This is a genomic window from Enterococcus quebecensis, assembly GCF_001730365.1.
Taxonomy (GTDB): Bacteria; Bacillota; Bacilli; order Lactobacillales; family Enterococcaceae; genus Enterococcus_L; species Enterococcus_L quebecensis.
Genome location: NZ_MIKB01000013.1, coordinates 221,735 through 234,930 on the forward strand (window position 1 = coordinate 221,735; position 13,196 = coordinate 234,930).

Here is a 13,196-nt window from a genome sequence, read left to right on the forward strand (position 1 = left end):
GATTATTCACCTACTTTTTCTGTAATTCTTTTATTAATGTAAACAGCTCTTCTATTTTGATTTGCTGCTCTGTCAATTTGATGTCTTGTGTTTGAATCATCTCTGCTTGTTCGACAAGTTTATTCCCTTGTTCTTCTAAGCCTTGTTTTTGTTCATTAATCGTTTGTTCAAACTCTGGTAATACAGCTGTTTTCTCTTGTAATTCTTGTGTATGTTGCTTTAGACCATCTATCGTCCTAGTACTAATACCAACATTATTTTTTACTACTTCTAATGTTTCTTGCATCCCTTTATACTCTAGCTGATATTGAGAGAGTGTTTTTTTCCCGCTGCCGATTGTTAGTCTGATTTTTTGTGGATTTAAAATGTCGATTTTTTTCTCTATCACTTGCAACGTTTCCTTCTCATACAGGAAAGGATTAGCTACTGAGTAGGAGTTGCCAAGTTGGATGATTTCATAGCGCTTATCTAATAATCCAAGTTCAATTACCTCAGCTGTCCAAGTAATCAGCAACAAACGTTGGTTATTCAAAAATTCTTGACCTTTACGCTTTAATGTATTTTTGTCCGCTATATTAGGAAACTCAATCGTTGTTTGAATTACACCAAATTTCTTAACAAGGGCTTGATCTTCTAGATAGTTTTTGCCATTATTAACAGTTTCAATCGTAGTCTTTGGTCGAAACTGATCTGTTTCTGTACCTGTGGATTCACTTAGCTCTAAATCTTTCCCTAAAGGAACAATTCTTGTGGCTAATTCAGAAATATCGATTTCACGGCTGGCACTTTTTAAATTACGAGCAATTTGTAAAGGTGTTGTAGAGACGGAGCCATATTCTGCTAAATAGTCTAAATATAAAGTCTCGTCTTTTTCTCTAAGAACTAAATAACCGCCTAATCGATCTAACAATTGATTTTTGATAATATCAGCTGTTTTTCCATAACCCGATCCACGATAAACCTTGTCAGACTCTGTTACTGTCACCGTTCCTAAATATATTTTTTTGTGATTCTCTACTTGATCGTTATGTTCATTTAATAGTTTTCCTAAAAATTGGCTAACAGACATTATCGTAGATTTTATATATTTTTGCGTACTATCATATAGATAGGCTTTTTGGTCTTCACATAGAATTTTTTCGATGAAATGACCTTCACCACTCATAGTATTTGAAATTTTTGCTACTCTGCCTTTAAAAATTTGTCCATTCCGATCAGAAACAGTGACTAGGTTTACGATGGGTTCTGCTTTTCTATATAAAGGATTGTTGACATTAATGGAAAATTCAAACGTACTAATGCCCAATCCTTCTAAAGAAAGTTCTAAATTACCAGCATTTACTTTATTTCCGTAATTTGCTGGTTCATGCAGTACTATACCTTTTTTATCTTGAGAGTCTTCAAAAAGTGTAACACGGTACATTAGACCATCACCTCAGTTTCAGTATTGAAACGAATATGACCGTTTCCAACTATTGTAAGATGATTTTCTCCTCTTTTTAATTTAAAAAATAAATCTTGGTTTTGACCTTTTTCAATGTCTAAAGTCTCACCATCTTCAGTAATCAATACCATTTTTTCTGTAGCAGTGATAACTGGACTTGTCGCATTCACGCCTTCATTGATCAACAAAATCTGCCTTTGTCCTTTTACAAAAAATCCTGTCCACTGATCCACACCGTCCACAAAATAATCAAGATCAAATGCATCGTTATACCCTGCCGCATTTTTCAATGCAAAAGGATAACAATCAAAAACTAACGTCAACGTTAATGAATTTTTATTTTGATCATCATCGGCAGTAACGCTTGTACATTTTCCTAACCAATGAGAACCATCCAACCATGAATCTGTAATTGGAGAAATTTCATTTAACATCAATTGTTCCTTGGCTTCTTGTTCAAATCGTTTACGGTTTTCATATATGGTCAACGGTCGATATAATTTTACGGTGACCTTGCGATTATCAAAAACTTTTTCACCTAATAACATCGAAAAATCATACACGCCCTGCATAAATGGAATACTTTCCATAATTTCTTGTTCATCTGGACTAGGAGCATCGTGTTCTAAAACATAATAGCCCGAATCTTTACTATTAAAGCGTCCCATTTCAATATATTCAGTTATTTCAATAGCCATTAACGATACCTCCCTGCATATCCAGCTTGATTTCCTAAAAAGCCATCCATTTGATTGCCGATTCCGCCAACTAAGGCACCACTTTCTAGAACAACTTTCATATTTTTAATTGTTTCGATCATTTCATGCATTTGATTAACCATGCTGTTTTGTACATCATGCTCCACTTTTAAGGTTGTTGTCGATGAAGTAGTATTTTTATCTGTAACAGCGTGTTGGATCTCATTAATCATATTTCTAGCACTTGCTACTGCAACTTCCGTGTCTTCTTCGATTCCAACTGCCACACCTTGTGCAATAAATTTACCTACAGTATCTCTGAAAAGTCTTGATGGCGATTTGATAATTGCTTTTTTCTTCGCCTCTTCATTGACTTCAGTTACTAGTTCTCTCATTGCTCCAACAGCAGATTCTTTTCCAGCTGTGATTCCTGTAGCGACTCCTGCTGACATATCATATCCAACAGGATTAAAATCTACAGTCGCAGCTTGGTTTTTTGCAGCTTCTCCAAGAGCAAGTCCTGCATTCCCTGCATTTCCTACTTGTTTGAAAACTCCTACTGCATAAGCTCCAGAGTTTCCCGAACCAGTTGCTGTAAATTCCGTATCTTGTTGTTTCAAAGCATCTGTTCCAGCTTTGGCAATCGCTTTGTTGGCAGTTTGTACCTCTCCCATTTTGGAAGTTGAACCGTTAGTCATCGACCCGATCAGCATAGACCCCACTTCGGAAGCGTCCAACTCTCCTGATTTCAGCCCTTCAATCAATTTCTGTTTACCAACGTCTCCTTGCAAGAATAGTTCATTAGGCAAATTACTGATTCCATCGACAGCATTTTGACTCAATTGTGTACCAACCTGTGTCAAATCACCACTTTGTAAAGCAGTTAAAAGACTATCACTCGCTTCAAGACCTCTGCTTTGCAAAATACCAGCAAGTACTGTCATTTGATCATTGACACTATTGTTTGACTCGTTATATTTACCTACAATATTTGCTAACTCTTGACCAGTCATTTCTCCCATGCCTTTTAAACCATTAGCAACCGTCTCTGATTTTAATTGTTCGTTTTGCTGCAACATGGTTAGCATATCTATCCCTGCTTGAGTTTGTTGTTCTTTTGCTTGCTCATTGTGTAAAGATAAGGCTGTGAGTTGTTGATTTAGATTTGCTTTTTGCACTTCATCTGACGTTTCAGCGATTTGTTGTTTTAGTCCAGCCATTTCTTCTTCATTTGTAACCATTTGTTCTTTTCTATTTTGATAAAGTGCTTGTGTAGCACTGACAGAAGCTTGTAGTTCCGTTTCGCTTAATTGTTCGCCTAGCTCTAATTTATGTTTAGCTGCTTCAACAATTAGTTGTTGTTGTTCCATTAACCCTTCACGAACAGCGTTGTTTTGATCTTGTAAGGCTTTACGTTGTTCTTCAGATAATGCTTCACCTTCCAAGGTTTTATTGGCTACTAACATCTCTTTGTTTGCATTTACAATTGTCAACATCTCACCAGCTCCAGAACCTGCTTGAGTGATCATTGTTGAATAGGCTTTACTTTGAGCAGCTATTTGCTTCTCACCAGTTAATTCCTCTGATTTAGCAAGTTCCTCACTAGTTTTTTCCTTCATTAATTTCATGTTGTCAGCATGTCGGCCCATAATTTGCTCTGCTGCTTCAAATCGTGTCGTTGACTGTTCCATTCCTTCACCAGAAAAAGCATTTATTGCTGCTCTTCCCACCTCAGAATATTTGGTTTTTAAACTATCAATTTTAGTGCCCGCTTCATCTAAACTAGTTTTGTACGCTTCGCCCATTTCTTTAACTTTCTCGCCGGAAATAGCTGTCTCTTTCCCTAATTCTTTTGTTGATTCTGTCAATACACCTTTTACAGCTGAATTTTCTCCTAAGTTCTTGAAACCATCAACGATACCGCCAATATTCTCTTTTACTTTATTAAATTCTTCACCTGCACCTTTAAAGTCACCAGTTAATAGTTTGCCCACGCTTTTTCCTAGAGTAAGCAATGTCAGAAATCCATTGACGACTGACATAACCGTAACTACTAAAAATCTGAATACATCAACTACGGCCGCACCAGCAACTACTAAACCTTCAATTAAAAATGCACCAACTGGTTTTAAAACAGACATCAACTGGTCAAAAACGGGTGCTAAACTTGTGACTGATCCTTTGATCACATTAAATGCAGAAGATACAAACCCTTGGATGTTATTAAAATTTGATTTCCAAGCAACAGTCATAGCAACCACGGCCCCAACAATCAGAGCTAAAGCTGCACCAATAGGATTTGTTAATAAAAAAACACTTAAGGTCTGAAATGCACCCATTACTCCTGTTAACATAGTGACGACCTGACTTTGAAAAAATGGAACAATTCCACCTGCACTTGCAATAGAAAGTTTAAATCCATTCATTCCTATTGAAGCAGACTGACCTAAACCTTTCATTGATTCCATCGCACCTGTCGCCATTGTACTAACCTTATTTTGAAACAAAGGCAACACACCACCAGATGTTTCAATAACTGATTGAAAATTAAGCATTGCAGCTGATGCATTTGGACCTAATGTTGAAAAAAAGGTAGATACTGCTTCCGTTGAGCTTGTAAGATTTGTCATAAGCTTTTGACCAAGACTATTATTGAAGTCTTCCAAATTATTTTTTATTCCCGAAAATACTTCACTATAATTTTGAAAATTATCAAGTACAGTCATAGCTAATCCACCAGAGGCCACTAACAAGTCCATAGAACTAGTAAGCAAACCCAAATCAGCTCCCAGTTGTGCACTAAATTGACCGACGCTTTGCATCGTACTTCCAAATGAGTCTAAAAGTTCCGTTGCACTATTGATTTTTTCTTTAAATTCGTTATCATCCAATTGTAGCTTGGTTGTTTTAGTATCTTTCTCTTCCATTTATTTACCTCCTTTCTGATTCTTTTTAGATACGATTTCTTTTGCTCGTATCAGTCGTTGGCGCATTTCATACAAGTCCTCAGTATCCTCCTGTTTTTGAATACCTTTCTGTTTGAAATCCGCTAAAATTGTTTGTTCATTTTTTTCGTAGTCGTAAATACTTTTGACATCTTTTATAACAAAACGACCTTTCTTTTCAGCTTTAAATAAGCGATTCGCAAAAGCTGTTGTGTAAACTCTTCGTTCTGCTTCATTTTGGTTAAGCAAATAAGCCTTCGTTCTTAACGTGTATTCCCATGGTGTCATTCGATCAATTTCTTTCAATGTGATTCCTGGAAAATACCGAAAACAGCTAAGAACTATTTCGTCATAGCTTGCTCCAAACTTGCTTTGGCTTGTGCTTCTACGGTTTTCATCATTTGCTCGATGTTGTTCTTGATTTTCATTGCTCGCTTTTTCAACAATGGCGCCGATGTTAAGTACTCGATAAAATTTTCAAATAATGCTTCAACCTCATCAGACGTTTCTAAGTAATGGATAATGTCTTTTTCTTCCAACTCTTCATAAGTGCTTAAACTAGCCATTAAGACTGATTTTAAAGCATTAGGATCACCATCAATTAATCCGCCGATCAATAAGGTTAAATTATCTACTTGCTCTGAATCTTTTGGCAACGCATTAATCTCATTTAAAAATTTAAATCCAAAAATTAAAGGATATTTTTTTTCTCCTATTGTTACTACTGCTTTCGTTGTTTTTTTACTCATTATTCATTCCTCCAATTATCTTTCTTCAAAAGATGAGAGACAAAACTGTATAGGTCTTGTCTCGACATCATTATGTTCAGCTAAATCAAGCTTTATTCAGCAGGTTTTGCTGTTGTTTGTGGTTCGTAAATTGCTTTTGGCTCTTCTGGTTTTGCATCTACTACTGTATCGTAGAAGAAGGCTTTGGCTAATTCATCATTTTCAGCGTCAACGGTTGCTTCCCCATTTACTAATAAACCGTTTAAATTCAACATTGTTGACACAGAAGCGTTACTTTCAGCTTCAGCCGCATCAGGAAAGTTTCCTAAGATACCTGTACCATATTGCGCTTTGTATTTACGTTTTTCACCTTCAACAGGGTTATCGAAAAAGATTCGCCAAACTTCGATTTCTTCTCCATTTTCATAGGCATATTCCAACATACTGAACACATCTGTATTCGTTTTTAAAAATTCCATTTCAATATTTGACTCGATGCTGCCGCCAGTAGCAACACTTCCATCTTTAGTTGCTTGTGTTTCTACATTTGTTTCACGATTATAAGTATGACTCATTTCTAAAGCTAATAGACCTGCTTTTTTGTGTGCACGTTCCTTTAACAAACGAAACATTAATTTGACATTTTTACCATGAATTGCTTTTTCCATAATTGATTCTCTCCTCTTGGTTGATTATTTTTTGATGTATCATAATTGTTTGTCCAGATCTTTTTACGTGAATAAATGCTTGCACGTTCCCATTGCTTTTAGTGTCTTCAATGCTTGGACCATAACGCTCAGGTTTTTATTCTAATTATTTTTTATGTCTTTAACCTTTCAAAATACTCCCATTATACTTTCAATAAAAAGTGATCCTTTTTCTCTTGATATTACCGGATGTCTGTTTTTCCTTTTTTAACGGAAAAAACAAAATTTACAATTGCTTGTGCATTTTTTCTAGTAACATCTATATTTTCATTTGTTACACATTCAATAACATCCATATCAAAAGGTAGATGATGACTCAAAAAAATTTTAGCTGCTTCTTTATATGAACTAGTAGAATTTTTTTCCTCTTCAAAAGCGGCCATTTCTGACTTTCTTTTTTTTCGCCATCTATTGAGTTTTTGTCTAACGATTCTATCTACGTCAGCATCAGTGTATTTATATTCTTGATCTTTTTTTATTTTATTTTTCCTCCTTTTGTACACATAGGATTGTCTGTGATTACTGTGTCTTTATAATAAGTTATTTTTTTAAGTCCTCCCCTTCAAAATTCTCCCAACATTCTTTCACAATTCTTCTTTAGTATATTTTGGGAACAAAAATAGATCATACAAAACGATGACCGTTTCGTATGACCTATTATCTTGTTATAAAAAAGGAATTCTTTGTTATCCTAGTTACACATAGATGATGCTTACTTTACAATATCCAGGACTTTCTCATAAGCTTCAATTTGAGCATATAAACGTTGGACTTGCAATTCATTTTCAATATAATTGATTGAGTTTCCAAGTCTTTCTTGACGTTTATCTTCTAAACGTTCGACTTCTTTTTTAGCTTCATTCGCTAATTGATTGATTTTATCAATTTTTTCTGACATGATGCATTCCTCCTATAATATACTTAGTTGTACTATTAGTGTAGGCTCTTTTTTGCAAATACACAAAGATTACGTATTAGCATTAGGAGACACATTCTTTGTGTACTTAAATATCAGAGAAATTATATGGATCGAATTGCGGAGTTGTCTAATAAAAAGATATACTTATAGTGAAAGAAGTTTGTTATGTCTATTAAAAGTATTATCGGTTTATTTTTGTTATTAGCATTAGCACTTAATTTTTTCATACGAACCATTCGTTTTTATACGAAAGTTGTAATGACTCCTACCAATTAGATGGGCTAAATACTAAGAAAAAAATAAAATTTGTTCCTACAAAAAAGAGTTCATCTCTCAAAAAATCAAAAACAATGTATAAATTCACTTGCCCAAAATGCGGGAAATATGCGTATTAAGAGAAAATTTTTGACTTAAATATTAACAAAGGGTTGGGCTTGATCCATTTCCAAGCAGACCATATACAGCTAGAGATCTTTAAAGAATTTCTAGTTAATTGTATATCACCTACACTTGTAGGAGCTATTATATTAAGAACATTTCTATTTTAAGCTTCTTAAAAAGAATATTTTATCGTAAGTTATTTTTATTATCTGTTACAAAAGAATCCCACCTCAAATAAGATGGGGACAATTTAAGGATTTACATTTTGTATTGACTCGATCACTTGTGTATTATCAATCGTATAATCAATATAAAACGCCATAGGTCGAGAGTTGTCAGCATAATTAAGCGTAACTTTTAGCTTTACCTGTTGACCTTTAACCACAGCATCAGCCCACTTATTTTCAAGTTTTTTATAGCTGCTTAAATTTACATGACTAGCCTGAGATACTAAATTGTCTAATTTGGGAGATCCACCAAAGCGATCTCCGGTCAAATGCCCTGCATGATCTCCTAACAACTTATCAGGAGTATTCGGATCATGTGGTAGTCTCACTTTACGAGTCGTCATTTTCAACTTGCCAATATCGACAGCCACTATACGACCTCTGTGGTCTGTCCTATATTTATAATCGTATTCTCCGGTGATATACTCCATGTTGGGTTTAAGCACTCTATCTTTAATCAACCAATGATCATTATCAACTAATGGTGGTATATTATCACTAACACTAGCAATCCTCTGTTGCTTAATTTTATCTAGCGTCTTTGGGCCAATCCCTTTTGCCTTGATTAAATCATCAAGTTTATTGTATGGACGACTGTCAATAATCGATTGCGCAATAACTGGACCTACTCCGGTAATTTTTGTTAACTCATCAATAGATGCAGTGTTTACATTTACAATTACACTTGCATTAGCAGACGTCGGCAAAGTAAAAATAACCACCAGCATAATGGATACTAAAGATTTTTTTATTTTATCCATAAAATTCTCCTCCATTCTAAATAAAAACATTCGTATGAGCAAAAAACGCTTTACACTTAATCCTTTCATAGATATACTCTTAAACAAATAAAAAATAACACAGCAGAGGAAAAATATGAAGTGAATAAGAGAACGGAAGCCTAATTGCCGAGATTTTAACAGCTCAATTACTATATATGACGAAGTTCCCTCATAAAAAAGATTCCTCAACAGATTTCAATCATTTTTTTACTTCAATTTTAAAAGAAATAAAAAATTACAATAATTCATAAGATAGTATGCTTGAAGATACTTTTTATAATACTTTCTATCTTTATAAAATAACTTACCATGTCTAGGTACTTTAGGAGTGTGACTCTCATAAAGCATAATAAATTATTAACAATAATACTTAGTTGCTTATTTTTAATTTTACGAGGAATTGGCATTTTTCTAACGCTTAATTTTTTACCCATTCAAGAGCCAGAAACATTTACTAAAAAAGAGCTGTTAGAAATCCAAAAACAGTTTTCCATCAACTATGATTTAGGTGTGCTTTTGATAAAAACAAGTAACTTAGTACTATTTTTTTCAGTAGTAATCATTGTACTGTGGCTTATTCGTAGAATAGTCAAACAAAAATCTATTTCTAAATAATGAGATAGATTTTTATTTTGTACTATAGAAGATAAAACAGTCTCTTTTAAATGCTTTATCTGTTCTTTCATCAACTCTATCTATTGTGGTGAATTTTGGGTGCAAAAAAAAATAGCCAGATACACCAACGTCTGAGAACATTGATATATTGGGCTTTACACTATGCCAGCTGCAGGGATCGAACCTGTGACCTATGCGTTACGAGTGCATTGCTCTACCAACTGAGCTAAGCTGGCAATACAAAAAAATTATAGAACTAAACCTCCCTTTTGTAAAGCCAAAAATACCTCTTTTTTTAAAATAAGATTAGTTTTCTGAAATTTTTCTTCATTTATGGTATAATAGTAATTAGTTAGGAAAGGAAGTTTTGTTGAATGTCTAATTTCGGTAACTTTAATCGTCCTGTTGAGCCTTCTGCTGAGGGGGATTTATTCACTGTCGATACTCAGGTCACTTTCTTGATGCATGGTCAGCCGCAAACAGGGATTATCACTAAACAATTGAATAATTCTGCTGTTGTGGAAATTGATGAAAATTCTGATAACACTGATTTAATGGTTAAAAGTAATGGTGTGATTGTCATCAATTACAAAAAACTAAAAAAAGTATAGATTTTTCCATCCATTATTATTGGATGGATTTTTTTATTTATTAAAATAGCTGGGTCAAAACATAAAGATGTCTTGACCCAGCTATTTTTAATTTTACTTATTTAGTTCCAAACAAACGGTCACCAGCATCGCCCAAACCTGGAACGATATAGCCGTCTTTATCTAAATATTCATCTAATGCTGCAGTATAAATATCAATATCCGGATGTGCTTCTTGTAATGCTTTCACACCTTCTGGAGCCGCAACGAGACAAACAAATTTAATGTTGCTACCACCACGTGCTTTTAATGCATCAATGGCCATGATTGCTGAACCACCTGTAGCTAACATTGGATCAACCACGAATAATTGACGTGCATCAATATCTTCAGGCATTTTCACAAAGTATTCTACCGGCTCTAATGTATCGTGATCACGGTATAAACCGATATGTCCAACTTTTGCTGCTGGAATCAATTCCAAAATACCATCTACCATTCCAATACCTGCACGTAAAATTGGTACAATTGCTACCTTTTTACCAGATAATGTTTTTTGTGTTGTTTCACAGATTGGTGTCTCAATAACAACATCTTCTAAAGGCATATCTCTTGAAACTTCATATGCCATAAGCATTGCAATCTCATTTACAACTTCACGAAAAACCTTTGTACCACAGGCCTTATCTCTAATGATTGTTAATTTGTGTTGGATCAGTGGATGATCAATAACTTGGAATTTTCCCATGTTCATTCTCCTTCATTAATTTATTCCTTCCTATTGTAAAACAAAAACGAGCGATTGACTAGTCAATCACTCGAATCTTTTACTTATATAGTGGATATTTTTTTGTCAGCTCACTAACAGATGCACGAACCTCTGAAAGTGTCGTCTCATTTTCATGATCATTTAAGACTTTCACGATTAGTTTTGCGACTTCCACACAGTCATCTTCTTTAAATCCTCGAGTTGTGATTGCAGGAGTTCCAATACGAATACCACTCGTTTTGAACGGGCTAAGTTGTTCAAAGGGAATAGAATTTTTGTTTGCAGTAATGTTTACACTATCTAAAATTGCTTCTGCTTCTTTTCCGTTCAAACCAAAACCACTTACATCAATCAATAATAAATGATTGTCTGTTGAACCGCTCACTAAACGAGCTTCTGGTGTTTGATTAAATATCTTCGTCATTGCTTTAGCATTTTCAATAACTTGTTCGCTATATTCTTTAAAACTGATATCTAACGCTTCTTTAAAAGCAACTGCTTTACCAGCAATTACATGTTCTAGTGGTCCGCCCTGAATACCAGGGAAAATATTGCTATTGATTTTTTTAGCTAACTCTTCATCATTCGTTAAGATAAGTCCGCCTCTTGGGCCACGTAACGTTTTATGTGTTGTTGAAGTTGTAATATCAGCATATGGTACTGGGTTGGGATGGAGGCCTGCTGCTACGAGTCCCGCAATATGAGCCATATCTACCATTAATTTTGCGCCAACTTCATCTGCGATTTCACGGAATTTTTCAAAATCTATTGTACGTGAATAAGCACTGGCTCCTGCCACGATCAATTTCGGCTGATGTTCACGAGCCAAAATACGGACAACATTATAATCGATCACTTCCGTTGTTGGATCAACGCCATAACTAACAAAATTATAGGTTTTACCACTAAAATTCACTGGTGAACCATGGGTTAAATGTCCTCCCGCAGACAAATCCATCCCTAAAACGGTATCACCTGGTTCAATCAATGAAAGATAAGCGGCTGTATTTGCTTGTGAACCTGAATGCGGCTGAACATTGGCAAATTTTGCACCGAATAATAATTTTGCACGATCAATCGCTAAATCCTCAACGATATCAATAAATTCGCAACCCCCATAGTAGCGTTTACCAGGATACCCTTCTGCATACTTATTAGTAAGAATACTTCCTTGAGCTGCCATAACACCTTCTGAAACAACGTTCTCTGACGCAATCAGCTCCAAGTTGTTTTCCTGACGATCGTTCTCTTTTGCAATTGCGTCCCATAAATCAGGATCAAATGTTTTATAATCCATTAAACAAGCCTCCATTTCATTTGTTTGTACCGATTGTAACATACTTAAAAGCTCTCTACTCGAAAATAGAATTAATTTTTAAAATATTTTGATTTGCTGCCTTTTTCAAGCGATTCATGTAAGCGATCCCTAACCCTGTTTCTGGAAAAGCTTGAGCAAAAATAACATCGATATTCTTCTCATCTAGTGATCGAAGCCCTGCAAATAACAATCTAGTCGCTTCTTCTACTGAATGTTCGCCAAATGAAAAAACTTCGTCTACTTCATTAGAAAACATACTAACCACTTGCTCATCAGCAAATAAGCCAATTCGTTTATTTTTAATTTTTGCCCAATTGATTGCTTTTTCAAACACTTGTTGATCGCCATCTATGATCCAAACAGGAACATCTGGAGAATAGTGTTTGTATTTCATTCCAGGGGCTTTGGGTGCTTCTTTTTCACTGACTAAATGTTGATCCACCCTTACCTTTCCAACCACTTGTTCCAGTTGTTGTTTAGTGATTGCTCCTGGTCTTAAAATAACTGGAACACCATCTGCAGCAGTTAAATCAAGTACTGTTGATTCTACACCAATTTGAGTGGGTCCGTCTTCTAAAATACCAGCGATTTTCCCCTGTAGATCATGATAGACATGCTGAGGAGTTGTTGGACTGGGTTTTCCAGAAGTATTGGCACTTGGTCCTACCAATGGTATATTAGCGATCTCAATCAAGTCTAATGTTGCTTTATTATTGGGCATGCGAAAAGCAACGGTCTTTAATCCGCCAGTAACCGTCGTTGAAAAGGTATCTGGCTTTACTTTAAAGATCAGTGTTAGAGGTCCTGGCCAAAAAGTATCCACTAACTTCTTGGTATGTTCTGGAAACTCTGTTACGTATTGTTTGACCATCTCAAAATCACTCACATGAACAATCAACGGATTATCACTTGGACGTCCTTTCACTGCGTAGACTTGTTTTACGGCTTGTTCGTCTAGGGCATTTGCGCCAAGCCCATAAACCGTTTCAGTTGGAAAAGCGATCAGTTCTCCTTGCCGAATTAACGCTGAGGCTTGATCGATTTCTGTGGCAGTAAATTTTTTTGTTTCCATT

At 35.2% G+C, this 13,196-nt stretch carries 13 protein-coding genes and 1 tRNA gene; 1 reads left to right on the forward strand and 13 read right to left on the reverse strand.

Features of this window, described 5'->3' with window-relative positions; translation table 11 throughout:
- Positions 1–10: 10 nt before the first annotated feature.
- The 10 genes from BCR23_RS07305 to BCR23_RS07350 form a co-directional block, all read right to left on the reverse strand.
- Complete coding sequence (locus tag BCR23_RS07305) at positions 11–1,423, reverse strand: phage tail protein (RefSeq protein ID WP_069634834.1); 1,413 nt, start codon at positions 1,421–1,423, stop codon at positions 11–13.
- Positions 1,423–2,142, reverse strand: a complete 720-nt coding sequence (locus tag BCR23_RS07310; RefSeq protein WP_069634835.1) for a hypothetical protein — start codon at positions 2,140–2,142, stop codon at positions 1,423–1,425. The genes BCR23_RS07305 and BCR23_RS07310 overlap by 1 nt, the downstream gene beginning before the upstream one ends.
- On the reverse strand, positions 2,142–5,069 hold the full coding sequence (locus tag BCR23_RS07315; protein ID WP_069634836.1) for a hypothetical protein: 2,928 nt from the start codon (positions 5,067–5,069) through the stop codon (positions 2,142–2,144). Before BCR23_RS07315 ends, BCR23_RS07310 begins: the two co-directional genes overlap by 1 nt.
- Positions 5,070–5,393 carry a hypothetical protein gene (locus BCR23_RS07320; protein WP_069634837.1) on the reverse strand — a complete coding sequence of 108 codons (324 nt, stop codon included), beginning with the start codon at positions 5,391–5,393 and terminating at the stop codon, positions 5,070–5,072.
- Positions 5,394–5,428: 35 nt separating this feature from the next.
- Positions 5,429–5,836, reverse strand: coding sequence for a tail assembly chaperone (locus BCR23_RS07325; RefSeq protein WP_069634838.1), 408 nt, complete (start codon positions 5,834–5,836; stop codon positions 5,429–5,431).
- Positions 5,837–5,928: 92 nt separating this feature from the next.
- The gene (locus BCR23_RS07330; RefSeq protein ID WP_069634839.1) at positions 5,929–6,483 is read right to left on the reverse strand and encodes a phage major tail protein, TP901-1 family; all 555 of its coding nucleotides are present in this window, start codon (positions 6,481–6,483) and stop codon (positions 5,929–5,931) included.
- A 221-nt stretch (positions 6,484–6,704) separates the two neighbouring features.
- Positions 6,705–6,905: a hypothetical protein gene (locus BCR23_RS07335; protein WP_069634840.1), complete on the reverse strand. Its 201-nt coding sequence runs from the start codon at positions 6,903–6,905 to the stop codon at positions 6,705–6,707.
- Positions 6,906–7,234: 329 nt separating this feature from the next.
- The gene (locus BCR23_RS07340) at positions 7,235–7,420 is read right to left on the reverse strand and encodes a hypothetical protein (protein ID WP_069634841.1); all 186 of its coding nucleotides are present in this window, start codon (positions 7,418–7,420) and stop codon (positions 7,235–7,237) included.
- 652 nt (positions 7,421–8,072) lie between these two features.
- On the reverse strand, positions 8,073–8,810 hold the full coding sequence (locus BCR23_RS14490; RefSeq protein ID WP_167352160.1) for a DNA/RNA non-specific endonuclease: 738 nt from the start codon (positions 8,808–8,810) through the stop codon (positions 8,073–8,075).
- Between the two features lie 799 nt (positions 8,811–9,609).
- Positions 9,610–9,682: transfer RNA gene (locus BCR23_RS07350), tRNA-Thr, on the reverse strand.
- Between the two features lie 138 nt (positions 9,683–9,820).
- Between BCR23_RS07350 and BCR23_RS07355 the strand changes: the two genes are divergently transcribed.
- Positions 9,821–10,057 carry a hypothetical protein gene (locus tag BCR23_RS07355; RefSeq protein ID WP_010763354.1) on the forward strand — a complete coding sequence of 79 codons (237 nt, stop codon included), beginning with the start codon at positions 9,821–9,823 and terminating at the stop codon, positions 10,055–10,057.
- A gap of 97 nt (positions 10,058–10,154) precedes the next feature.
- On the opposite strand, the gene upp is transcribed toward BCR23_RS07355, so the two are convergent.
- From upp to BCR23_RS07370, 3 genes are all read right to left on the reverse strand, one after another.
- A complete protein-coding gene (upp, locus tag BCR23_RS07360) occupies positions 10,155–10,784 on the reverse strand; it encodes a uracil phosphoribosyltransferase (protein WP_069634842.1) in 630 nt (209 codons plus the stop codon).
- 79 nt (positions 10,785–10,863) lie between these two features.
- On the reverse strand, positions 10,864–12,102 hold the full coding sequence (glyA, locus tag BCR23_RS07365) for a serine hydroxymethyltransferase (RefSeq protein WP_069634843.1): 1,239 nt from the start codon (positions 12,100–12,102) through the stop codon (positions 10,864–10,866).
- Between the two features lie 55 nt (positions 12,103–12,157).
- Entirely contained in the window at positions 12,158–13,195 is a 1,038-nt protein-coding gene (locus BCR23_RS07370) for an L-threonylcarbamoyladenylate synthase (RefSeq protein ID WP_069634844.1), read from the reverse strand.
- Position 13,196: the final 1 nt, after the last annotated feature.

Coding starts and splice junctions, on each gene's coding strand:
- BCR23_RS07305 (WP_069634834.1), bottom strand. CDS start 1,423: ATGTACCGTGTTACACTTTTTGAAGACTCTCAAGATAAAAAAGGTATA.
- BCR23_RS07310 (WP_069634835.1), bottom strand. CDS start 2,142: ATGGCTATTGAAATAACTGAATATATTGAAATGGGACGCTTTAATAGT.
- BCR23_RS07315 (WP_069634836.1), bottom strand. CDS start 5,069: ATGGAAGAGAAAGATACTAAAACAACCAAGCTACAATTGGATGATAAC.
- BCR23_RS07325 (WP_069634838.1), bottom strand. CDS start 5,836: ATGAGTAAAAAAACAACGAAAGCAGTAGTAACAATAGGAGAAAAAAAA.
- BCR23_RS07330 (WP_069634839.1), bottom strand. CDS start 6,483: ATGGAAAAAGCAATTCATGGTAAAAATGTCAAATTAATGTTTCGTTTG.
- BCR23_RS07335 (WP_069634840.1), bottom strand. CDS start 6,905: ATGGCCGCTTTTGAAGAGGAAAAAAATTCTACTAGTTCATATAAAGAA.
- BCR23_RS07340 (WP_069634841.1), bottom strand. CDS start 7,420: ATGTCAGAAAAAATTGATAAAATCAATCAATTAGCGAATGAAGCTAAA.
- BCR23_RS14490 (WP_167352160.1), bottom strand. CDS start 8,810: ATGGATAAAATAAAAAAATCTTTAGTATCCATTATGCTGGTGGTTATT.
- BCR23_RS07355 (WP_010763354.1), top strand. CDS start 9,821: ATGTCTAATTTCGGTAACTTTAATCGTCCTGTTGAGCCTTCTGCTGAG.
- upp (WP_069634842.1), bottom strand. CDS start 10,784: ATGGGAAAATTCCAAGTTATTGATCATCCACTGATCCAACACAAATTA.
- glyA (WP_069634843.1), bottom strand. CDS start 12,102: ATGGATTATAAAACATTTGATCCTGATTTATGGGACGCAATTGCAAAA.
- BCR23_RS07370 (WP_069634844.1), bottom strand. CDS start 13,195: ATGGAAACAAAAAAATTTACTGCCACAGAAATCGATCAAGCCTCAGCG.